Annotated in this window: 19 protein-coding genes and 1 other RNA gene; 10 read left to right on the forward strand and 10 right to left on the reverse strand. The window is 42.1% G+C overall.

What is annotated here, in order from left to right; translation table 11 throughout:
* Window positions 1–16: 16 nt before the first annotated feature.
* On the reverse strand, window positions 17–754 hold the full coding sequence (locus OCU46_RS09455; protein WP_141268726.1) for an endonuclease: 738 nt from the start codon (window positions 752–754) through the stop codon (window positions 17–19).
* A 1161-nt stretch (window positions 755–1915) separates the two neighbouring features.
* Here OCU46_RS09455 and OCU46_RS09460 point away from each other — a divergent pair.
* Window positions 1916–2929, forward strand: a complete 1014-nt coding sequence (locus OCU46_RS09460; protein ID WP_141268728.1) for an integrase domain-containing protein — start codon at window positions 1916–1918, stop codon at window positions 2927–2929.
* 97 nt (window positions 2930–3026) lie between these two features.
* Complete coding sequence (locus OCU46_RS09465) at window positions 3027–3320, forward strand: hypothetical protein (RefSeq protein WP_307722291.1); 294 nt, start codon at window positions 3027–3029, stop codon at window positions 3318–3320.
* A 110-nt stretch (window positions 3321–3430) separates the two neighbouring features.
* Here the strand turns inward: OCU46_RS09465 and OCU46_RS09470 are convergent, their stop codons facing one another.
* The 5 genes from OCU46_RS09470 to OCU46_RS09490 all read right to left on the reverse strand — a co-directional run bounded on the left by OCU46_RS09470 (window position 3431) and on the right by OCU46_RS09490 (window position 10349).
* Entirely contained in the window at window positions 3431–3769 is a 339-nt protein-coding gene (locus OCU46_RS09470) for a hypothetical protein (RefSeq protein ID WP_141268730.1), read from the reverse strand.
* Between the two features lie 555 nt (window positions 3770–4324).
* Window positions 4325–4585, reverse strand: coding sequence for a hypothetical protein (locus OCU46_RS09475; RefSeq protein ID WP_141268732.1), 261 nt, complete (start codon window positions 4583–4585; stop codon window positions 4325–4327).
* A 517-nt stretch (window positions 4586–5102) separates the two neighbouring features.
* Complete coding sequence (locus OCU46_RS09480) at window positions 5103–5582, reverse strand: hypothetical protein (protein WP_141268734.1); 480 nt, start codon at window positions 5580–5582, stop codon at window positions 5103–5105.
* A 1239-nt stretch (window positions 5583–6821) separates the two neighbouring features.
* Window positions 6822–8741: a hypothetical protein gene (locus tag OCU46_RS09485; RefSeq protein WP_141268736.1), complete on the reverse strand. Its 1920-nt coding sequence runs from the start codon at window positions 8739–8741 to the stop codon at window positions 6822–6824.
* A 687-nt stretch (window positions 8742–9428) separates the two neighbouring features.
* Complete coding sequence (locus OCU46_RS09490; RefSeq protein WP_141268738.1) at window positions 9429–10349, reverse strand: HNH endonuclease; 921 nt, start codon at window positions 10347–10349, stop codon at window positions 9429–9431.
* A 382-nt stretch (window positions 10350–10731) separates the two neighbouring features.
* Here OCU46_RS09490 and OCU46_RS09495 point away from each other — a divergent pair, with 382 nt between their 5' ends.
* From OCU46_RS09495 to OCU46_RS09520, 6 genes are all read left to right on the forward strand, one after another.
* Entirely contained in the window at window positions 10732–11070 is a 339-nt protein-coding gene (locus OCU46_RS09495; protein WP_141268740.1) for an MFS transporter permease, read from the forward strand.
* 59 nt (window positions 11071–11129) lie between these two features.
* Window positions 11130–11975, forward strand: a complete 846-nt coding sequence (locus OCU46_RS09500) for a TIR domain-containing protein (protein ID WP_141268742.1) — start codon at window positions 11130–11132, stop codon at window positions 11973–11975.
* A 240-nt stretch (window positions 11976–12215) separates the two neighbouring features.
* The gene (locus OCU46_RS09505; RefSeq protein ID WP_141268744.1) at window positions 12216–13313 is read left to right on the forward strand and encodes a PIN domain-containing protein; all 1098 of its coding nucleotides are present in this window, start codon (window positions 12216–12218) and stop codon (window positions 13311–13313) included.
* A 466-nt stretch (window positions 13314–13779) separates the two neighbouring features.
* On the forward strand, window positions 13780–14511 hold the full coding sequence (locus OCU46_RS09510; RefSeq protein ID WP_141268746.1) for a hypothetical protein: 732 nt from the start codon (window positions 13780–13782) through the stop codon (window positions 14509–14511).
* A 122-nt stretch (window positions 14512–14633) separates the two neighbouring features.
* Window positions 14634–14957: a hypothetical protein gene (locus OCU46_RS09515; protein WP_141268748.1), complete on the forward strand. Its 324-nt coding sequence runs from the start codon at window positions 14634–14636 to the stop codon at window positions 14955–14957.
* A gap of 206 nt (window positions 14958–15163) precedes the next feature.
* A complete protein-coding gene (locus OCU46_RS09520) occupies window positions 15164–15934 on the forward strand; it encodes a hypothetical protein (RefSeq protein WP_141268750.1) in 771 nt (256 codons plus the stop codon).
* A 540-nt stretch (window positions 15935–16474) separates the two neighbouring features.
* Here OCU46_RS09520 and OCU46_RS09525 read toward each other — a convergent pair.
* The 3 genes from OCU46_RS09525 to OCU46_RS09535 form a co-directional block, all read right to left on the reverse strand.
* A complete protein-coding gene (locus tag OCU46_RS09525) occupies window positions 16475–18511 on the reverse strand; it encodes a site-specific integrase (protein ID WP_141268752.1) in 2037 nt (678 codons plus the stop codon).
* A 113-nt stretch (window positions 18512–18624) separates the two neighbouring features.
* Window positions 18625–18721, reverse strand: an RNA gene (ffs, locus tag OCU46_RS09530) — signal recognition particle sRNA small type.
* A 112-nt stretch (window positions 18722–18833) separates the two neighbouring features.
* The gene (locus OCU46_RS09535; protein ID WP_141268754.1) at window positions 18834–19568 is read right to left on the reverse strand and encodes a VP0952 family biofilm-associated protein; all 735 of its coding nucleotides are present in this window, start codon (window positions 19566–19568) and stop codon (window positions 18834–18836) included.
* Between the two features lie 59 nt (window positions 19569–19627).
* On the opposite strand from OCU46_RS09535, the gene OCU46_RS09540 reads away from it, so the two are divergent.
* The gene (locus OCU46_RS09540; RefSeq protein ID WP_141268756.1) at window positions 19628–19930 is read left to right on the forward strand and encodes an MGMT family protein; all 303 of its coding nucleotides are present in this window, start codon (window positions 19628–19630) and stop codon (window positions 19928–19930) included.
* A gap of 53 nt (window positions 19931–19983) precedes the next feature.
* On the opposite strand, the gene OCU46_RS09545 is transcribed toward OCU46_RS09540, so the two are convergent.
* Window positions 19984–20430, reverse strand: a complete 447-nt coding sequence (locus tag OCU46_RS09545; RefSeq protein ID WP_141268758.1) for a YbaY family lipoprotein — start codon at window positions 20428–20430, stop codon at window positions 19984–19986.
* 163 nt (window positions 20431–20593) lie between these two features.
* Here OCU46_RS09545 and tesB point away from each other — a divergent pair, with 163 nt between their 5' ends.
* Window positions 20594–21451 (forward strand): acyl-CoA thioesterase II, encoded by an 858-nt coding sequence (tesB, locus tag OCU46_RS09550; RefSeq protein WP_141268760.1) that lies wholly within the window; start codon window positions 20594–20596, stop codon window positions 21449–21451.
* Window positions 21452–21524: the final 73 nt, after the last annotated feature.

The raw sequence follows: 21524 nt of genomic DNA on the forward strand, positions 1-21524 counted from the left end.
ACTTCTGGGACAGAGCTCAGTCATAGCCTGATGCTTCACATCGAATCTTTACAATTTCATTTTCATTTCCTTGTAATTCAGCAATCAACGTTGCGCGCTGGCACTCCCATGAGTTCACTGGGTATTGCTTATCCCATGCGGACATCAACTGTCGTTGTTGACCGCTCATGCTGTACTTTGGATAGTTCGACTCCATATAAAGATAAGTGCGAGCGATGCGGCCTCTTGCCTCTTTAGGTGGCTCCGCTTTTTGGCTATCTATTTTCATTTCGCAACTTCCAAAATCACTTTTAACATCAGGCAGCATAGTGAAGTTATAGTTCTGCCGTAGGGCATTTACAGCACCAATTGCTGGATACAGATTGAACATATCAGATTGCATATAGCGATACTCGGTATTCATCTTTTCAGCACACCGTCGTCCCTTAAAGCTTTTTCCCTTACTGTTTACACACTCTTTATGGCCTTCGCGCCATTCACTGAATGCCCGGCCAAAGTTCTCTGCCGGCACAACGTGCTCCCACTCCACTTTCTTGGCTCGTTTAACGTATTTTGTGGTTTCAAAGCCCTCTGGAGGTGTGATGTTTTTCTTACTATCGAAGGTAGCGCCGCAATACAGTGTAACTCTATGAGTGTTGTACACGTCTCGCTCTAACATCTTTTTCGCTTTGCTAAAGGAATCATTCGTATGATTGGCTGCATAGCTAGGCAGAACTACTAACATGGAAATGATTAGAGCTGAGTACAGTCTCATAGAAGGACGTCCTTTTCATTGTATAGCTGATATGCGGTCATTTTGGTTAAAAGATGTGGCAGATATGCCCTACATATCAAGGTGATTTGATGTCTACTGTACCTTAGCTCAGTAGAGCATAAAATCTTAGGCAAAAAAGATAATATTGCCACAGATGCAAATACAAATACTTTCTCCGATAAACCATTCCTCTCGGTTGCCGCAGACTTGACAACGAAGTCTTATATACATAACTCGCCCTCCTTTAATAAGAACAGTATGCACAGCTCTTTGGGGGCACTGTTGCTGCATAGCCATCTTCTGGAAAACGCCTCACGTTATATCAATGCTTTTGTCATGCTCCTGATAGAGAACAAAGTGCTCTTCTAGGCTAAGTATTTTCGCTACAGTTAGAGGGATTATTTCAACAAAAATAAAGCCGCACTCCGTATTTATACGCGAATACCTACCCTACAGTAAGCACAACCCCAAGGGGTTACCACTCGCCTAAAAAGGCCCGCGTCTAACGACAAGTAAGGACTCATCCATCTATACGACGCATCAATAGAGGCTCATCTCGAAAGAGACTGAGCAGGATATTGACAGCGAGCACCTCAGTGCGAGCGATACCTATAACTCAATACAGTACGCACGTACTCAATCACTCCGTCTAATTTACGAAAGTGAAATTAGACGGAGAGCAGAATTGATTCGGAGCCCTGCAATTACGGGAACTCCGGTTTTCAAAGTTAAAAAGTTATCGGAAGTTTTCACGTAACGTGAACTCCGAAACAGAGAAATACCCCGATTTCGGTGATGCCGTTACCGCAATTACTTGGTACGGATAGAAGTAGCACAAGCTTGGCGTTCTATCTCCACTGCCTCCAAGTGAGTATGGGCAAAGACGAAATCGGAACAACATTATTTACATAGCGAACATAGGTAAGGTTGCAACATACCGCTTGCTGATGCCAACAGCGTACCTATCGACAGAGGATGCAACACGCCCTCCGCCCTTAAAGTAGAAGGGAGCTGTCATTTTAGATGTGAGGATGCAATAAGCCCACCGACTCCAAAGTGAAGAAGCACATCAACCCCAAAAAGGCGATTTCATTTATCGATACAGAAGTGAAACTCTTCTGCGCATTCAAAAGCTATGTTATCAACAACAAGGGACAGGTTATGAAAACATTGTATAATGGACATCTTCCGAAAGGATTGCGAGACTTTACTAAGCCCAACTTTGGATTGGGTGCTAGACAAATGGATAAAGCATTGATTAATGCTTCTCTTGAACAGCTTGATGGTGTGAAGAACAACACTCATCAAGCAAGGTTGCCTGCACTGCGCGACTTTGTAGCGTTCATAAAAGAGCATACGGAAGTCAAGCGACTCAACAAGGTCGAGAAGGTGCATGTTGAGCTTTATGGAGGGTATTTAAGAGAGCGTTTTGAATCCGATGCTGCTTTTACGGCCTCTTCGGCGAAAGATTATATATCGCACGTCAATGTGTGCTTGGCCCAGGCCAGAGGTGACGACAAGCTGAAAGTCAGCGCGGCGAACGACCTACAGTTTCCGCCTAAATCAGGCATTGCCACTGTAAACCACTCCATTTTACAAGAGCAGCATGATGCCATTGTCTCCCAAGTCAGTCAGGAGGTCGCCGTCGTTGCAACACTTCAACGCCAATTAGGACTACGCTTTCGAGAAGCAGCACTACTTGATTGCAAGAAAGCATTGCTGGAATACCAAGAGACTGGAAAGGTCACGGTATCCCGAGGAACAAAGGGCGGGCAAGATCGAACCTTCACGATTGATAATCAAGCTCAAGTTGCTGCGCTAGAACTAGGTCAAGCACTTCAAACTCAAACGGGTCATGACAATGCCACGCCTGAAGCAGAGAAGCTGAAAGCCTTTCAAACTCGTGCATGGCGAGAAGTGAAAGCCATTGATGAGGCCTACCGCTCCCATGGTGAACGTAAATTTTTTGCGTGTGACTATTACACTCGAAAAGCAGGGGTTGCGCCTCCCGTGGTTGCAGGGATTAAACACGGCCAAGCCCATCACCATTACATTGCTCAAACCCTTTCTCTATCACTAGTAGACGCCAAGGCACTGGATAAAGCGGTTCGTTTAGAGCTCTCTGAGCGTTTAGGGCATCATCGCGTTGATATCACCAATGCCTACTTAGGCTAATTCCACGTCAAGACCGTATGTTCCTCCAGTGACTAGGAGGAACATCATTAAGCTCCACAATTAGAAGGCCATAGTTCTCATAACAATCGGAGAACTGATGATGAAGCAAAACACATACAGGCAGATAATCACTATCATGGCCCCTTACCTTAAAAAGGGCATTCCATTTCGTCGTAAACAGGTCAATCGACTGGTTGCTATCTATGAAGACATCTTCGCCCACGAACCCAACCTCAATCAGGAGATATCTCGTGTCGGTCGACGACAATTCATTGGTTATTGGGAGAGAACTAAACAAGAAACGCAGACGGTAAGAAAAGAGAAATACTCGGTGTTGTGCACGTTCTACAGCAAAGCCAACTTACCGGGGAGAGTGCCTCATCCTAAATAACGTTTTTCGTTATCTAACGGATAACGTTATTTGTTATTAGCCTTGAACCACAAGGGCGGAAACGAAAATCGTTAAAGCGCCGACCACTCAACTGGCGCCTAACTACCTTACTATCGAGCAGAGCGTTTTTGTGCTCGCTCAGTACCAATGAGCTTTAGCAAAATACCAGTGTGTCCGACATTGTTACTGCAAAGCGCAATCAACTGCCAATGTTCGACAATGCCATTGTTGTCGACGACTATGCGCATATTGCTAGTGTCGAAATACTTATGCATTCGATTCATTGCCACATCAGTCATACCTTTAGCGCAAAGAGTCAGTAGCAGATCGGGTGACGGAATGTCGTAAACAGGTGCCTCAATCGGCACTAGTCGAAGGGGAGCATCGTTCAACTGACTAAAGTCAGTCTCTACGAGCAGGGTTAGGGTTAACTTATTTAATGTAGGCATAAAGCCTCCTCTGAGTGAACTGTCCGTACTCACTTTTAAGCACCCGATAACGGTATCATTGAAAAATGCCAGCGAAAGCCCTAACCCATGAAACATAACTAAGCTAAACCAAGGGCTTGAGCTTAGTTATGTTTGTACCTGAACCTGATTTCGGATGCTCACTCACAGTGTAATTCAGGACAATGTAAGATACCTCCACCAAAAAGTGCGCTAAGCCAAAGGGTCGGCTAACAAAGTCCTGCCCCGAAATGAGTTTGGGGAGTTTAGTCGATCAAAATACTTAGGAGCGGTTTCCCTAAACTTCACTAATATATCGTAGGTGTCCATATCATCCAATCAGCTAGTCAAGCACCCACGTAGGTAGCTAAAATAAAAGCATTTATTCTTTTGTAAAAGCTAAAGGAGAACCTGTAGTTGCTTTTACCCCCCAAGCGGTTGTTATTAAATTAGAACATCTGGAAAACCAAAAATTACAGGGTCAGGTCTTTCATTTTGCTTTTTAAGATCTCTCCTATGCAAAAAGCAAGACCTGACCCCGTTTGTTCTTGTTCTAATTCAATCATCGAGTTCATTGAGCAACTGATATTTTCTATCTCTATCTCTATCTATAGCGTTTTGAAGCATTACTGAGCAGAACACATAAAGTAAGAAGACGAAACCAGCTATCCCTGCAAATAACCACATGCCTTTAATAGCGAGAATAATCCCTGCAATAAACGCGACAGTAGAAATAGTACCGTGCTTGTTGTTTGCTTTCTCAAGCTTCTCAATGTTTTTTGTTAAGTCATTAATTTGTATAATTTTTTTTGTGCTCACAGGTTTCTCGATGATTAAAGGTGGTACGGCAGTATATAATGTGAACGAATGGAGATTGGAATAACCAGTATTCCCGATAAAAATGAGAAGTCTGTCAGAGCCATCAACTGACGACCTTTGATAATTATCTATCATTTGATGGCTTGGCGAAGTCAGATGATAGAGGTCGGTCAGAAGTACATTTACACGAATTACCAGGGGGAGATCGTGAACGTTTTTCAATCAACATTACGATCGATTTGACGATCACACTTAGCTGTGACCTTGTACTCCTTTTTCAAGGAGAGAATCATGCACATTGACCATTTCAAAGAACACTTTTCAACAAAGAAAATGTTCGGGATCAGCTCTTTCTTTTTGCCCTAGCAAAGTTAATCTGAAAGTCCGACATTCACCAGAAATCGTAACACGGAAATATCCAGAGGGTGTTGGCTAGACTAGCACTAACTCGCCTTTGCCAAAACGATTCCATTAGTGTTTGTATTTTTTGTACTCAGTGTGTTTGGTAGAAACATGCTTACAGGTATGTAGGTACGCAGTTGCCGATAGTCTCTAGCATGCTATTTACTTTACTGTATTGGCGGTTCTTAATTCGGTTATTTCCTTCCCTCCAACCCCCAGAGTCGTATTGCGAAGGCTTAACCCAAACCTGTACGCCTTGCGCTTGTAGTTCTTCTTTATTTAAACGAATCGTTGCGCGGCTATCCCAAGCGATAGGACCAATTAGTGGTGAGTTCCAAGTGTCTGACTTAAAGCTGTATACGAAAGCTAAAGCATGGTTTTTCTCGCTTTCGTACGTGAATAATTGTCCTGACATTGGTGGATTCACATTATCGAGTACACACTGAACCACTGCGCTATATACCTCATCCTGCGACGCTTCCGCTCCAACCTTTACCACGTGTAGGTCGTTTACTAATTGCTCGTCTTTCATGGCACATGCTGATAGCGAACTAGCTATTATAATAGCTAGAATTACATTTTTAATGCTCTTCATTTTTTGAAGTCCCTGTGGATTTGATTGGTAACCTAAGTGTTCATGCAGTGGTTGAATTCTTAGTTGACATATTGACTGCACCTTAGCGCTTTGTTCCACTGAGTTGCTCCAACGTAATAGCGGCCGTTTTCGTCAATCAAGCGCCATCGAAGGTGTAATTTGTGAAGCTCAAAGCTCTATTTTGTGCAGTACTCTGCTTGCTCTTGTTTCGAGTGTTCTGAGAGCGATTTTCGTATTTATAACTATAATTATCTGTTGCAGTGAATGTAATGCATATCAGTTCGGCTAAACATGACCGTGTTGATGCAATGTGTTCACCTTTTAGTTGAAGTGATACCCACTGATATACACCAAATTGTCGCTGACTTTGCTTATTTGACATGTAGATAGTGAATTGGTGGCTTGCGAGCTAATTTGTCTTTTACTCATTTAACAAGTGACAGGCAGTTTTTGGACAAAGCTGCGTTTTCGTTACTGCGGGCTTTAGACAAACTCAGAAATGTATAGAGGCGTGCCAGCACGTTTGTGCCCCTTTCCGAGTTAACGTAAATATTCAGTATGTAGCTTAGCTCTGAATTTCGATGTACATTTTCTAATGTCAATTCGCTTAGAAGTGATGTACGTAAACCCTGGTTTGTGAAAATTGGGGGCAGAGTCGTAGTTTACATTCGCATAATTATTCAGAGAACCTTAAAGAATAGCTCGGTTCAAGACGGAACCTAGTCAGCGATATTGCGAACTTAAAATATTGCGGGGTAATTTTTGCGCGGAAACAATCTAGTAACAATTATGTGTCAAGAAAACTAGGACGCAATCGCATATTTAAAAGCTTAATCCAACGCAAATGCCACAAACTTCCCACTCTACACCTGTAAAGTATCCATTTTCATCGTACGTACAGTAATTACATGTCATCACAACTAGATAACAGGAAGTTGGCTTGTCAGGATGTAAAGACTTTCTAATGCCTGATGTAGTATGTGGGAGGCAACTTTCAGCTAAATGAGGGGATGGCATATCTTCTCCACCGGCAACAACCACCCCACCCACCAAAACGCATACCAACAACATTGTTGCAGAAAATTTAGAATAGAACCTGATTCTCATTTCGAGTTCCTAGTAAACTAAATGTGGTTGTTATTAGATTATACCTCAGATATGGCAACGCCTATCCGTCCCTAAATCAAAAGTGTTAATTACGCTTAGTCTAGGCGTCTACACAAAGCTCGGGCCACTTTATCAATCATTCACGATTATAAATAAGCCGTTCTTCTCTTTAACGACTCTTCCGGTCATTTCCGTATTACCGATTTTCATTCGTTGCGGGTTGAAGGTGACGATCTTAGTATCTGCTGGAATTTCTTCTTCAAACTCACCAGTAAACGCTGGGTCCTCTGAGCCGTGCCCCAATTTTGATAGAAGATTTTCAACGATGTTAGCGACACCCAATGCAGGACAGAGTACATTTAAATCAGGGTTCTGGTCGAATATGGTTCTAACCGGTGACGGAACAATGACAAAGTCCATTTTTGTGGGTGATGTTTCTATTGTCAAATTAAGAACATTTTCATGTTCACTGTAGCTAACCTCACCCGGAATGCTTATAGATTGGTTAGGGATAACGACTGAAGTTCTGAACTTTCTTGTCCATGGGGTGATACAAGCAATAACATACCCAACGTCGTGAGGGCGAAATGTCAAGTTTCCATTAGTTTTCAGATTACTGCTCACTCTGATATCTACTATCGCCTTGTCTAGGCTTTGGTTAAGATCAATTTTATTTACGCAAACACTGCTAGCTCCAGAGTACTTGAGATCCCCTTTTATATCTCCAACTTTCCCTATTCTACGAACCGCATTTAGCCATTCTTTGTTCGCTTCACATCCTATTTTGTCAAGAGACTTTATTGTCTCACAACCCAGTTTTCTCTTACCGACTTCCAGTCTACAAGCAGTAGCTTCAATCTCCATAGCGGTATTTACTGCCACCTTGGCAGCTTCGCATACAGGGTCATTACCTCGAAGCCAACAGCCTCCCCAAGGACGATATGATAGGCACTTATTACAATCACGCCGGTCTCGTGTGTAGCTGCAATGACTGTCTGAAAAGGTACAATCACGCGTAGGGGTGCAATCTAACACAGGTATGTTTTTGAAAGGTTTGATATCAGTGGGTTTTATGATAGATGGTGCCTGATTAATCTCATCTGTTAGACACAGTTCCACACTTGAAAATACTTCACTAACCAATTTGGAGATAAAACTGTTTGAAAAGCCAAGAGAGATCTTACTTGGCTCAGATCTTAGAAGGTGTCCCGCTTTCTTTGAAAATGCTCTCTCAAATTCCGAAACGAGTCTTTCTATTCCAGCATTATCAAGCCTTGTGGAGGTCGTTGTATTCAGTTCTGACTTTTTCGTTTTCACTTGCTTACCTGTTCCGATATCAAGTGCTAGGCGTATTTCATCTTTCTGTATGTATGGCACCAAACTTGAGATGTGGATCTCGACATTTGCTTGGCCTCTAGGAGATATGGCGTGACCTTTCATCTCTTTAAAGGATGGATTGTCTTTAAGCATGGTATCAAGATTAAGTGTTTGATAGATGTTTAAATCTACTGGAATATGAAGATCAGGGTGCTTAGTTAGGAGACTATTCGCATTATCTAGATAGTTTCGCAACGCTTCATTTGCTAAGTTGAGAAATGCTGAGTTCGTATACCATGGACCATTTCTCACCTGGTCGACATGAATGAATTCGAATGCTGGCAGTATGGACATTTTTTTATTGTCGAACTTAACACTTGCACCACCAACCATCTCACCTTCTAACAAGGTATCGTTGACTGCTATCTCAAACTTTGTGCTAATGAATGCAGCTTGATCGCGGAAATAAAGTTTTGGCTCTAGCAGCTCCGGGTATTTTTCTTCAAGCATCTTAGTCGCTTCTGCAATCAATACTTTGCTTTCAATGGATAGTAGTGCGTCCACCTCATCGATGCTCTCAAGAGTCGCCTGAGCGTGAAGGAGTCCTTCGGCCTGTTGTTGAGTGACTTCTATCGGAGGAAGCATGGTATTTAGTTTCGTCTCGATGTCTGAACAGCCTAGCAATAGTGTCGAAAACAAAATCAACAACCAGTGTTTTGGGTGTAAATGAAACATAGAACACTCCTGCTATCAACGTACCTAAATTTACGCCTTGATATTATATTTTGTCTAGCTAGGCCAAATTTTAATATGTGTAAGATATACCAGTTAAAAAACAGATTAAAATTGGGTTAACAAAATAAAAATTAGTTATAAATAACAGCTTACCGAGAGAAAGACGGCAAAAATAGTTCGTGACAGACTACCAAGCTAATTGGTGATAGTCATAGTAGGGCAAAGGTCATGTGAAGCAATCAATGAGAGTTTTTCCCCGAAGAAACTTAGGAACAAAAGTAATTCGGGGATGAATAAGATATCGCATACTTTTGTGATGAATCCCGAATAAAATGAATTTGATACTACAGATCGAGGATGAACGTTTATGTCCAGAACCTTTTACGGGTGACACCTGGGATAGCGGTGCCGTTCTGCGTTTTGTGATACCAAAAGTTATTCGATGATAGCTAAATTAGAAGAATCACTGACACGTCTTTGTCCATAAGTGTGCTAGCACGATCATCGCTGACTCATTTTTGCCCCATAGTGTGCTTCGAGCGATTAAAAGCTCTTTCAGCAAAACATGATTTGACTTACTTTTCGTCATGCTTAGGACTCTAACTATGTGACCAAATTTGTTAATCCACTACAGATGCAAACCATTGTAGTAACTAGGAAAAAAGCGCCAACAGTATGGGTTTTTTCCTAAAAACCGTATGTATTTCTGTGTTTTGCTAGGTAGAAGGCGTGTTCTTCAGTAAGCCCTGCAATCTTCGTATCTTCGTGAATACCTAGGGCATTGAGGGTTGCAACTGATAGGTGTGGGCTTATTAAAAGTAAACCGTCATCTGCAAAGGAAATGAGCCCTTTATCAAACAATTTGTCGACGTTGGGTACGAAAGGGAAACCGTTGTAGCCATCGACCTTTTCATCATCATCGCTTAGTACCCAAGAAACGATATGAGAAGCTATCAGCAGCTCAGGGAGTGCAACTTTCGTAACGGGGCAAGTATTGTTCCAGATATCGAGCACTTCATCTCTAAATGCTCCTTGCCCAATACGCGCGTTGGAGCGAGCGCTACGAATACCGCCTTTGATTGCTTTGCGCTTCTTTCTGCGTTTTGTGCCGCTTGAAGACTTAGAGGGTTGCTTGAGTAGATCCAAGTTAGCACTGTCGATGCTCGACAGTACAATGCTCGCGACACTCTCAGGTATAGTAACCATATAATTCTGTGTCGCATTTCCATCCACCGTGAAAAGCTTTGGTTCACATTGATCGTTAAAACGTTCGATGATGTGATGTTTAAACTCATCGGTTGAAACGGGGCGCTCCAATACAATAAGGTTGACGTCGACCTTGTTGCCGCTTTTCTTCCACTCATCGTACGTTCTGCTTTCTGGCCTAGGAGCTGGATAAGCGTCGTCTAATGCCTGGGCAACGTATATGATTCGCTTGTTTTCATGACAAATAATGACATCGTCTTTCTTGATGTTAGGTACGTGACCCCAACCAGCCTTAACCGTCTTTTCTCCAGAAGCTGTATAAGTATGAGAAGGCGCCCAAAGAAACTTGAAGTCTCGCACCTCTTTGTATGAAACCCCAAGATTGACCCAGTAATAAGCCACTACAAACCTCGAAAAATGTATGTAAGTAATTGAGTTATAGATCTTATTGCATAAAAACTGTTTGTAGTAAACTGCTTGTGCGAAATGAGGAGGGGTATAAACTCGAATCTGCCAATAAATGAGCTTCAGGAGTCCGACAGTTCGTTTATAAAAACAAGTTTTGACTTAGATTTATTGATGCTTGTAATGTGGTTATAAAAGCGGAGTGGCGAATCGCTCTACATAGTCATATATTCGCTAGCACCCATCCTCGTTAGGAATTCAGCAAATAATCACATTTAGTTCTATTAAATCAGTTGGTTGTAAACCATTTTGTAGATATTATAAATGGATGAATTCGTGCTTTCACTATATTGAAATGTTATAAAGCAGAGGAGGTATCGTGGAAAAATCTGAATATGGTAAATGGATTCATACGGTATTTACAGGAGCCAGTTTTGCTTATTTCTTAGCTGCAATTGATAAGGTAGAGCTAATCTCATCTAATCAAACTCTTGTAACAGCCACGATGCTCTATGCAGTAGCACTGCTCTTAAACTCTGTTTGGGCAGTGTCTTATTATGTGTTTGAAGAAGAGAGTAAAAAGGAAATAATAGGTAACCTTCTGTCCAAATACTGGTTTCTACGCCGTTTTAACAGTTTGTCTCAGTGGTCATTTGTTTTTGCCACGATAGCATTAGTATTTTCTGTACTAGAGCCAATAGTTGAAACTGCTTTATAACAAAGCATTTAAAACGGATTTCCAATGAATATCGTTAACTAATGTAGGAAGTTTAACAATTGAGTATTGAGTTTTTACAAACTGATTTTGATAAAGTCAGTTATCTCGTGAACCTTCTGACAGCTAGAGCAACAGGTATGGCTTCTGACACTAGTGAATATGAAGCTTTGCGAATAGATTTGTTAAGTAACCCAGCAATTGAACCACATTTACCATCACTGGTGAAGCTCCATAGAAATTTAGATTCTTTTTGGGGGTTCATTCAGCCAAAGTTCCCCACCTACGCTGAGCGTAGAACTTATTTATCCGAACAATTTACTCAATTGCTTGATGCTCTTGAGTTTGGTGCACCAATACCATCAGCATCATCTCAAGTTCCTGCCGCTACGACAACGCTATCTGTACCTACAGCTTCATTTCAAACTAATCTTCTTTCGCAACAAAGTCCAGTAGCTCGAAACAAACGAAAGGTATTCATAGTTCATGGGAGGGATAATGAAGCCAAACAAGAAGCAAGTAGATTTATAGAGAGTTTAGGTTTGCAAGCCATTGTTTTACATGAGCAAGCAAGTTCAGGAATGACAATCATAGAAAAAATTGAACATTATTCAAATGATGCCGACTTTGCATTGGTGTTATATACAGCTTGCGATAAAGGGCGTGGTGCACATGAAACTAAGATTCCAGCAAGGGATAGAGCAAGACAGAATGTTGTTTTTGAACATGGCTATTTGATGGCAAAACTTGGTAGGGAGAATGTTTGCTCATTGGTGAAAGGACAAATTGAAACTCCAAATGATATCAGTGGTGTCGTTTATGTTCAGCTCGATGAGTTCGGCGCTTGGAAAAATGATGTAGCTAAAGAATTGAAAGCATGTGGCTACTCAATAAGTTCAGGATTTTAATCCAAACATACTAACAATCACCAGTTTAGCAAGCCGCTGTTATTAGCGTTACTTGCCCGTACCTCAGCTAATCCGCTATGTCTTAATTTAACAACAAAGTTGACAAAGTTTTGAGTGATTGGAGTTTGGATTTTGGATTTTCTGTGAATATTTAAATGCTTACAATGATTTTAGTTGGTTGGACATTTTTAGGGAAACAAGCCTGCGTAGTTAGGTTGAACATAAAAATAGAGAAATGCAATGAAAGAATATAGCGCCATACTGGTTGATACATCTATTTACGATAATTTCGGCTTGAAGTTGGAACAAGGGTATTTTGCAAGTCTTAAGCAGTTTAAAAACACACCCATTGTTTATTTGATTCCAGATGTAATTGCTAGTGAAGTAACTTCTCACATAGAGGAAAAGGTAAAGACAACCCAAAATTCTTTGGAAAAAGCACTAAAAGACTCAGAAGTACACAAGTGTTTAGACCAAGATAGCTGTCAACAAATTGGAGTACTCTTTGCCAAGAAAAAAAGCCCAATAGATATAGCTACAAGTCAGTTCGATACATATTGTGACCTTGTAGGTGCAACACGCATTGATTGTGATGATCATGTGAGTATTTCGAGTGTATTGAAGCAATATTTTGCAAAAAAACCGCCTTTTGGAAAAGGCAAAAAGAAAAATGAGTTCCCTGATGCGATTATCCTAATGGCGACTGAAGCATGGGCTAAAGAAAATGACAAGCAAGTCATAGCTATAGCAAAAGATGGGGATTGGAAAAACTTTTGTGAAACTTCTGAAAACATCGATTACAGCGAAGAACTACCAGAGGTGTTTCAACTCCTTAAACAAAACAATGCTCAATATCCATACTTTAAGTCTTTATTTGAAGCTCTAGAAGAAAACCAAGCAGATGACTTTCTGAGTGAGATTGAAACTCACCTATCTATGCAGCTCGAAGGGGTTGCACCAGACCAAATGGCTGATTCTTTTCTGTATTGGGAAGCAGGCGGTTGTAATGGTTGGATGACAGAATTCTCATTAACATCAAACAAAATCACTGTAATTGATGTTGAGGAAAACTCCGCAATTTTTGAATTATCTGCATCAATAGATATTGAAGTAGAGGGTGAGTTCTCACTTTATGCATACGATACTATTGACGGTGATCATGTCCATGTTGGTGGCGTGATTTCTGTCGCAGAGCATACTTTTGAAAGCAAATTATTGGTTACTGTAGACGGTGATTTAAATGCTGGAATTGAGGAACTTTGCATTGAGCACGTTGAAATTGTAAATTCAGTGTCATCAGTAGATTTTGGCTTTTTAGAGCCTGATTACAGCGAGTAATGGTACATAATAAGTAAGGATTAAACGCAGCGGCAGCCTGCGCTTAATCCTCAAGCTTAGAAACCACATATCTATGGAAATTGTGCGATGGTGCCCAACTGACTATCGCCTGTGTAGCTTGTTTCCCTTTACTTCAGGTTATCCTAAGATCCGCAACTCCCCCCAAAGTCGTAATTCACGATTGTCCAAAAGTCGTAATTCACGATTGTCCAAAAGTGAGTTGATTCAGTAGATCGACTAAGAAGGTTCTGCCCCAAAGTTTGTTACGCCTTCAAATACATATCAGATAGTCTGCTAACTTTAAAATACAAAAAGTAACGCGTGGTAAACGCAAGATCTGACCTTATTGCCTCACACATAGTCCTTTAAAAACTGAGCGTGTAATCACGTTCGGGAATTTTAGATATTCCGCCAACTGTTTCTATTTGACCTAACATAACGCAAAAAATTACGTGTGGGTGTTTGAATGGGAAGTTGGTTATTCGTTTCTGTCATCGGTTATATCTTATATAGAGTTTACAAGACCAATATGAAGATCGATAAGAAAGTACAGTTATCACATGCTTCAATCAAGGCAAATACAAAACATAGGTTGAATAATGATTATACTATTCTGACTAGAGGCGAAGATATTAAGGCGGTGAATTGCTCAGATCTCTCCGTAGCGGAGGAAGTGATAACCGATTTAAAGAGCGTAGGCTTTACTGTTGTTATGCAGATAGTTGCAATCAGTCGAAACAATGCGATTGTTGAATATAAAGAATCCATCAAGTTAAGCCCGATCGAAGAGGCGAATTTAACTATCCGCAAGGCAAACCAGAGAATTAGTGATTTAAAACTGGAAAGTCAACTTCAAGACGAAAAATTGAACAGGCTTCGGAACACTAAAGCAATCACAGAGGAAAGGTTAACTTATGCGTTGGAAGCAAAGCGTAAGTTGGAATCTGAAATGGGAAACCTAAAAGCAACAATCGTAATGAAGGAAAATGAAATCAATTTATTGAAATTGAAGTTACGTTCAGGATCGGCGAGCTTGTCCGACTTGCAGTTGTTAGGGTTTAAGCACAATCCGACTTTGTCAGATCTCAAGGTTAAATACAAGAGATTAACAACTATATATCACCCAGACAAAGGGGGATGCGATGTTATGATGGCTAAGATCAATAGTGCATATACTAGGCTGAGAGCGGTCACTTGATCCCATAGTTGATGGTGCTCTCTTACGATTAAGTTAGTGCGTCGGCGTTATTTCGTTGGGCTTGGGTCCTATCTATCAGCCCTCACTCAAACGGGTGAGGGGCCTATAAGAGCATTTAACAAATGAAAAAATCACTAATCGTCTCGTTAATTATGACATCCAATGTGGCGCTTGCTGCGACATCTCAAGAGCTCCGCGATATTGGTTATGGTATAGCAACCATTGAGCACTGTGCCATGAACAAGCAACACTTTACGATGGGATTTGCTGAGGGCTTTGTAGAACAATTAGAGGCTGAGGTCCATGAGGATATTCTCTATGGTGACGCTATCGGTGATGCACACGAAGAAGCATGGAAGATGCTAACAGAAAGCCACAAGAATACGCCAGTCGCTTACAGTCACATTTGTTCTACTGCTTACGGCAATGTGATGGGGTCTAAATGATGCTTGTTGATATTCTCAAGGTGGCAGCCTTCGCTGGTATCGCCTCTTGGCTTTGGCCTACCTCACTTCAAGCTATGCTCGATACTGGGATGCATAAAGAAACGTAACTGAACCTCCTTGATCACTACAACATTGTAAGTATTACGATTACATTCTATTTAAATTTACTGAAAGAGAAAAAGTCCTTGCACCTACCAATTGTGTATATGCGCGAAAAGTCAAAGTTTCACACCACTAATCGTTGGGTCTTTGATCCTAAGCTCAATCAAAGCTATCCAAAAATAGAAAAAAGAGCTCTATCTCATGTAGTGCTTTTTTGTTCAATCACCTCAAAACTTAAAGAGTATGTTACTTCTGAGCTACCATACCTTATCCAAAGTACTGATGAAGTGGCTCAACAAGCCATTCAGAAATATCTATTATGGCAAAATACGGAGCAATCGAGCTATTCGACTCAGTCCCCATTATCAAAAAAAATTACTGTCAAAATCAACGACACCGAACATCGCAACAATGATGGAACTGAGCGACAAGAACTCCTTAAGCACTTAAGTTGCAACGAAGTAGTGAAGGTAATAGAAGATAGGCATAATCTCAAACATGACAAAGCGCTAAAAGTCATGTCACGATTAGGCTGTATTGGTTTTATACCAAGAGAACTAGCAGATCAATTCTATTACAATCGATTGGAATGTGTTTCAGCAACGATATTTAGTATGACTAGCACAAGCTCCAATCAAATTAGATGCTTGATTGAATTGACCTTAAGCGAAAAAACTTCAAATGCTGAGGCCATCAAAACATTGGACTCTAGCCAAACATACAAACCACAACAAAACCGATCTCCTTCTTATGCAGATAAAGATGAGTATGATTTTGTAGATCAATCAGAAAGCTATTCTGAGCACAATACTATGATGGACAGCAACCTAAGTGATTTCAGTGCCGAATTAGGGCATGACGGAGATGACTTTTAATCCCAGTATCTCATTAAAGACTCAAGTATCATTCATCGTCACAAAGCCAAGCAATTGAGGCGCTTGTTCAACAGAAAGGAGGAGATTTTACCGCGCTAGACGTCTATAAAGTCAATCATTATATGCCCCCTTCACTAATGTGTTCTTCAGCCATAACATACGCGTTATCGACCTTGGAAGGTTGATTCTTTCCCACATTAAAAGAGACTAAAGATGACGATATCCCTAGCCATCGTTCTTGATATAAGAGAAAACGGTGGTTCACATCCCATGTGTAAATTCCGCTTTTAATTAAAGAAACTGGCTCAATTTTGTTGATCTTCAGATCCATTAAATAACCATATGAGCCAACTACCACCCAATAACCGACCCTCTATTTGTTCCCTTAAAAATTTTGACTGCACTGATTGCCACATAGGAAATAAAGGCCAAATGGTACTCGAAAATTGGCCTTTATATCCTATTTATGCTGCAAACAAGGCACTGAACTTGCGTACATCTACCCCATAAACTGGCTTCGAGTGCACAAGGTTGTGACAATTACTCTCTTAACTTCATAGCCTGATATTTCTGGCGATGAACTTTTTGATATTGCAAATAGTTGCCTTCAAAGAAAGGAGTAATATTGTCAGGAACACCCGGGAAATGGAGCTGCTCTACCTGCTCTTTCAGCTTTTGGAGCGCTACACGCTTACCATACGTATCAAATGTCACCGATCCATTAGTGTGCCCAACCAAGGCTTTAATAATTGGGTGGTTCTCTCCTATCTGCTCTTTAAAGTAACCAACGGCATTGTGACGCAGACTATAAAAACATTTCTTTTCGGCGTGCTCTTCATATGTCGCCTTAAATGTCCGGGTAAACCAATCTCCGGCATTTCTAAAGTAGTGATCCTTCTGATGTAAGGGCAATTCAGGGAATAAGCGTTCGTCGGGCTCAAACAAAGCCACATAATCTAAGAAACCCAACTCAATGAGCCGAGAGTGTATCGGCACTTTTCGTATCGAAGGGTCGTTTTTCACAAACTGATCATCCCTTTCAGCATGAACCTCAATATAAGGCACCCCAAACTCTTCTTTAATATCGTCACGGTACAATTGCGCGCCCTCATTTCCCCTCAAAGCGCAATACAGCGTCAACAGTGGCAACCAATATTGATAGGGGCACGGCACCTTCGATCGGGTGTTGACCCCGACTTTCGCTTGTGAGAACACTTTATGGCTAAACACACTCGCCAAATCACTTTCAGTCATTGGTAAGCGCTGCTCCTCTTTTTTTTGGCCTTTCTTGCGCTTTTTAATGAGCCCCGACCATGGGTTGCCAATACTCTTGTCATAATGCTTTTCGGCCCATTGATAAATCGAGGACGCAGCCCCTGTGTAGCCATTTGCCGTCCTCTGAGCCAGTGTCGGTAATGGCTCCTCTAGAGTCTCATTAATACTCGCCCATTTTTGCCTGCCCTTTCCTTCAAATAACGCTTTATGCTTAGTTTTGAGCGGATCGGTAGGCAGCGATTTGAGAAGGAATGCAGCTTCAATGGCCCGCTCACGAGTCGCCAACCGCACATCGTCAATCCCAATGAGTTCATGAAGGACTCGACAGCGTTGTAATGCACTGTCAATTTCCGCTAATAGGAGCGCTTTATCAGAATTAAGACTATTGAGTGTTAGTTTTTCATGCTTGTACGCTTTGAACACGGTTTCAATATGCCACTTATCCGGGACATTATTTACAACCGGTTGAGGCTCTCGCTTAGTCTGGTTGTCTTTGCTCTGAGAGGTTGGCTTATTCTTCTGGTGGGTGAGTTCTGCGCTTCCATCTAATGATGCAGGCGCTTTCAGTGAGGCGCTAACCGGTAACACGCTCCCCCGTGAAGCATTGCTTGCTAGCACATACTTATAATCATAAAGCGTATTGTCAGTGTACTCCTCATCCTGCACCGCCAAAGGAAGCTCAGACAGGATCTCTTTTACCCTAGAGAATTCCAACGACTCCAAAGCACGGCGCGCATCTAATCGCAACGTACACAAGCGGGTCATTTTCATCAACAATCCATCGAGCACCGTATCTGATGGCCTCTCTCCGACAAATCTCACTTGGCGCATTACGTTTCGGGCACACTGGGACGGAGACAAAGAGGTTGTATAAACCCCATGGACTGCGCTCAGTGAGTGCACATAACGCAAATCAATACGATATCTCGCATTGGCGGGGTGCCCCTCTCGACGTTGCACGTGATTGAGCTCTTGTAACGTCTGTTGATGTGAGGCGGACTGTTCAAGTAAATCCAACGCCGCGGAGATCGCGTCGACGCTTTCCATCATCAAGGCGTGGAGGATTTGGCGCATTTTGTCCATTGTCATCTCTGAGCTAGGGACATCGTACAAGGGTGATGAGTTCATCTTTGTTCTTATCTCAACTTCTAATTGCAGAGCTTTGATTCGAGCAGCCTGTTTAGAAATGGAACCCAGTGAGGTTTTCCACTCACGTCGAAATCCAAATAAAGGCCTTGCTAGCTGGGGGATCTGATAGCGAAATTGCCAGATGCCGTTCGAGCTAAGAGAAAGATATCGCATCGTTTAGTACCCATGTGTAGTACCAGTCTAGAATGCGTGAAGACTCTCAAAAATAATTGGGAGTAATGCTTTACTTTTGAATAACTTAGGAGTATTTGAAGAAAGGTTGGGTGGAGACCCAGCCACATCCCGGCACACAAGTCATTCGCTGCGGCTGCTTCCTTCCGGACCTGACCGAGTTCACGAACTATTGTTGCGGGAGGACCAGGCCTCCATAGAGCATCTTCAACAAATAGCTTTGCTAAAGAAGTGTGGGGATTATTCAACATCCCCTGCGTTTATACAAGCGGTTTTTGTGGCTTTAGCGTTAACCGTTGAAAGTTTAATCGCCAATCTCTTCATTTATACGCAAGATGTAATCTGTCATCCAGATTGCACCCAAAATAAGTAACCAAACTAAGAGTACGATTCCTTGTACATTTCCACTTGGCATTGCAACCAATGAGGCAAACGCTGCAGTTGGCAGTGTCCAGCATTGCAATTTTAGAAGCTTAGATTTGCTCTTCACCATACTCTCCATGGAGAACATGATGCCAACAATAGTAAGTGAGATCAGGGCCGCATGAGTCATATCAGCCACCAGCAAAGGTAGCACTAGAAATAGTGCCCACCAGCCGTGCTTTGACGACGTTTTCCAAGATACCGCAGCTAGCCAGATCATCGCCACACTGACCATTTGCAGTAGTGTGTAAATGGCTTCACCACTTAATGCACCGATCACTTGCGAGTAGATAATGCCTGATTGCATGAACAAGAAAAATGAGAACACACCAATACGAGCACCAATGTTGCAGCGCTTAGAAAACGCCACCATCAACAAAGGGAACAAGATCCACATGGATACTGAAAGTGCGGTTGGTTGATATGAGAGCGTAAAACCGTATAGGCAAAGGCCGACAAGTAGGAAAATACCTGATGCGCGAGAGCGAGAGATAATCCACAGTGCTGGAATAGCCAGAGCCAAAACAGGGACATTTCCCTGACTGACATCGATGGACTGAGCACATATAATGGCCAACAACGTGGTAATAAAGAACTGAACTGTAGAAAACACCATACTCGCCTCCTTGCGATTACTGTTTTTATTCCTCAATTTATTTAACAGTCGATAACATTATGCACCAATTAAAATACAAAGTCTTTGCGTTAGTTCACCAAATTCCACTAGGAATGGTCAGTACCTACGGAGATATTGCTAAATTTTCAGGCTATCCGGGTTACGCAAGGCAGGTAGGCGCCATTTTAAGTAATTTACCCGAAGGCTCAGCCCTTCCATGGCATAGAGTAATCAACAGTAAAGGTGAGATTTCGCTCAAAGGTGAAGATTTACAACGCCAGAAATCACGGCTAGTTGAAGAGGGAATTGTGTTTAGTGCCGCAGGAAAAGTGAAGTTAAGGCAGTTTCGCTGGCAACCCTAAGCCAAAAGCTCAGGATTGCCACTTTTCTTAAGATGTTGGTTAAATGTAAAAATTTAACGAACACCGACTAATTGAATAGCCACATCGTGAGTTTGTTCGATATCAGTAATCACTCTGACCGCAGTATCTGTTGTGAACCTAAGCTTGCCATTCACACGAATTTGAGCTCGAACATTGTAGGTATGGCGAGGATCGATATCAGCGCTGTCATAGTTTAGGCTGAAGCTAAACGGCACTTGCTTTCCTTCTGTCATAAAGGTTTGAGTATCAAGAACTACCGCTTTCGCGTCGGCAAGAGAAGTATCTTCCAGAGTCACCGTTACCTCAGCATTTTCAGGAAGAGCGATTCTTTCTCTGTAGGCGAGAGTTCCTGTCACCTCTACCATTTCTGTATTTTCTGCCATGTTTGCTTTCACTGCGTCACTCTCAGTTTGCGCGCACCCTGCTAGTAACACGCCCATAGCTGTTGCCAACATCCAATTTCGTAAATTCATGGTCATTGATTCCCTCTTATTGTTGAGTAGATTCTGCTTGCTTTGCTAATTACATCCTACGCTTAGTTACTGATGTTGCTCAATATAAAACGCGCGTTCTGTCACAAATAGCACTTGTCTAATAGGTCGTTAGCAGGTATTTTCGGATTGCAACTGAATCGGAGGTCGGATGAGCAAGCCACTAAATGAACTATTAACACTTTTACAGTTAGAGCAACTAGAACTCGGTTTGTTCCGTGGTGACAGTGAACACCTTGGGTTGCCTCAAGTGTATGGTGGTCAGGTGCTAGGACAAGCACTCTCTGCATCTCGCTACACCGTTCCGAGTGATCGTAGCGTTCACTCTTTTCACAGCTACTTCTTGCACCCTGGCGATCCTAACAAAAGCATCATCTATGATGTTGAGAACCTTAGGGACGGAAGAAGCTTTAGCACTCGACGTGTAAAAGCAATTCAGAACGGCCGCCCAATTTTCTATCTCACAGCCTCTTACCATGGTGAGCAGCCTGGATTTGAACATCAAAATTCAATGCCAGACATCCCTGGACCAGAGAACTTTGCGTCAGAAGGCGAACTTGCATCCAAGATAGCCGAGTTTTTACCGGAGCCAATTCGCCAAACCTTCTGTGGTGAGAAAGCGATTGAGGTTCGCCCTGTTACGGTAGTTAATCCGCTCAAACCTCACAAAGAAGAGCCTAAGCAATATCTTTGGATAAAAGCCAATGGTGAGCTTCCTGAGAGCCAATTGATCCATCAGTATATTTTAGCTTATGCATCAGACTGGGGCTTCTTGGTGACGGCACTTCATCCACATGAAGTGAGCCTATTCACTCCTAAGTTTCAAGTAGCCACCATCGACCACTCTATGTGGTTCCACCGTCCATTTAAGATGGATGATTGGCTGTTGTATGCGATTGAAAGTCCTACTGCGGCCAACTCTAGAGGCTTAGTGCGTGGTGAAATCTTTGATCGCTCTGGCAATATGGTAGCCAGTGCTGTTCAAGAAGGTGTGATGCGCTTTAAGTAAACGAACGCCAACGCAAAGTAAAGCACACTCATATTAGGGTGTGCTTTTTAGTTTCTACACAAATGTTGATCCA

The organism is Vibrio comitans (genome assembly GCA_024346835.1).
GTDB lineage: Bacteria > Pseudomonadota > Gammaproteobacteria > Enterobacterales > Vibrionaceae > Vibrio > Vibrio comitans.

Coding starts and splice junctions, on each gene's coding strand:
- OCU46_RS09455 (WP_141268726.1), bottom strand. CDS start 754: ATGAGACTGTACTCAGCTCTAATCATTTCCATGTTAGTAGTTCTGCCT.
- OCU46_RS09460 (WP_141268728.1), top strand. CDS start 1,916: ATGAAAACATTGTATAATGGACATCTTCCGAAAGGATTGCGAGACTTT.
- OCU46_RS09465 (WP_307722291.1), top strand. CDS start 3,027: ATGATGAAGCAAAACACATACAGGCAGATAATCACTATCATGGCCCCT.
- OCU46_RS09470 (WP_141268730.1), bottom strand. CDS start 3,769: ATGCCTACATTAAATAAGTTAACCCTAACCCTGCTCGTAGAGACTGAC.
- OCU46_RS09480 (WP_141268734.1), bottom strand. CDS start 5,582: ATGAAGAGCATTAAAAATGTAATTCTAGCTATTATAATAGCTAGTTCG.
- OCU46_RS09485 (WP_141268736.1), bottom strand. CDS start 8,741: ATGTTTCATTTACACCCAAAACACTGGTTGTTGATTTTGTTTTCGACA.
- OCU46_RS09505 (WP_141268744.1), top strand. CDS start 12,216: ATGAAAGAATATAGCGCCATACTGGTTGATACATCTATTTACGATAAT.
- OCU46_RS09510 (WP_141268746.1), top strand. CDS start 13,780: ATGGGAAGTTGGTTATTCGTTTCTGTCATCGGTTATATCTTATATAGA.
- OCU46_RS09515 (WP_141268748.1), top strand. CDS start 14,634: ATGAAAAAATCACTAATCGTCTCGTTAATTATGACATCCAATGTGGCG.
- OCU46_RS09520 (WP_141268750.1), top strand. CDS start 15,164: ATGCGCGAAAAGTCAAAGTTTCACACCACTAATCGTTGGGTCTTTGAT.
- OCU46_RS09525 (WP_141268752.1), bottom strand. CDS start 18,511: ATGCGATATCTTTCTCTTAGCTCGAACGGCATCTGGCAATTTCGCTAT.
- OCU46_RS09535 (WP_141268754.1), bottom strand. CDS start 19,568: ATGGTGTTTTCTACAGTTCAGTTCTTTATTACCACGTTGTTGGCCATT.
- OCU46_RS09540 (WP_141268756.1), top strand. CDS start 19,628: ATGCACCAATTAAAATACAAAGTCTTTGCGTTAGTTCACCAAATTCCA.
- OCU46_RS09545 (WP_141268758.1), bottom strand. CDS start 20,430: ATGACCATGAATTTACGAAATTGGATGTTGGCAACAGCTATGGGCGTG.
- tesB (WP_141268760.1), top strand. CDS start 20,594: ATGAGCAAGCCACTAAATGAACTATTAACACTTTTACAGTTAGAGCAA.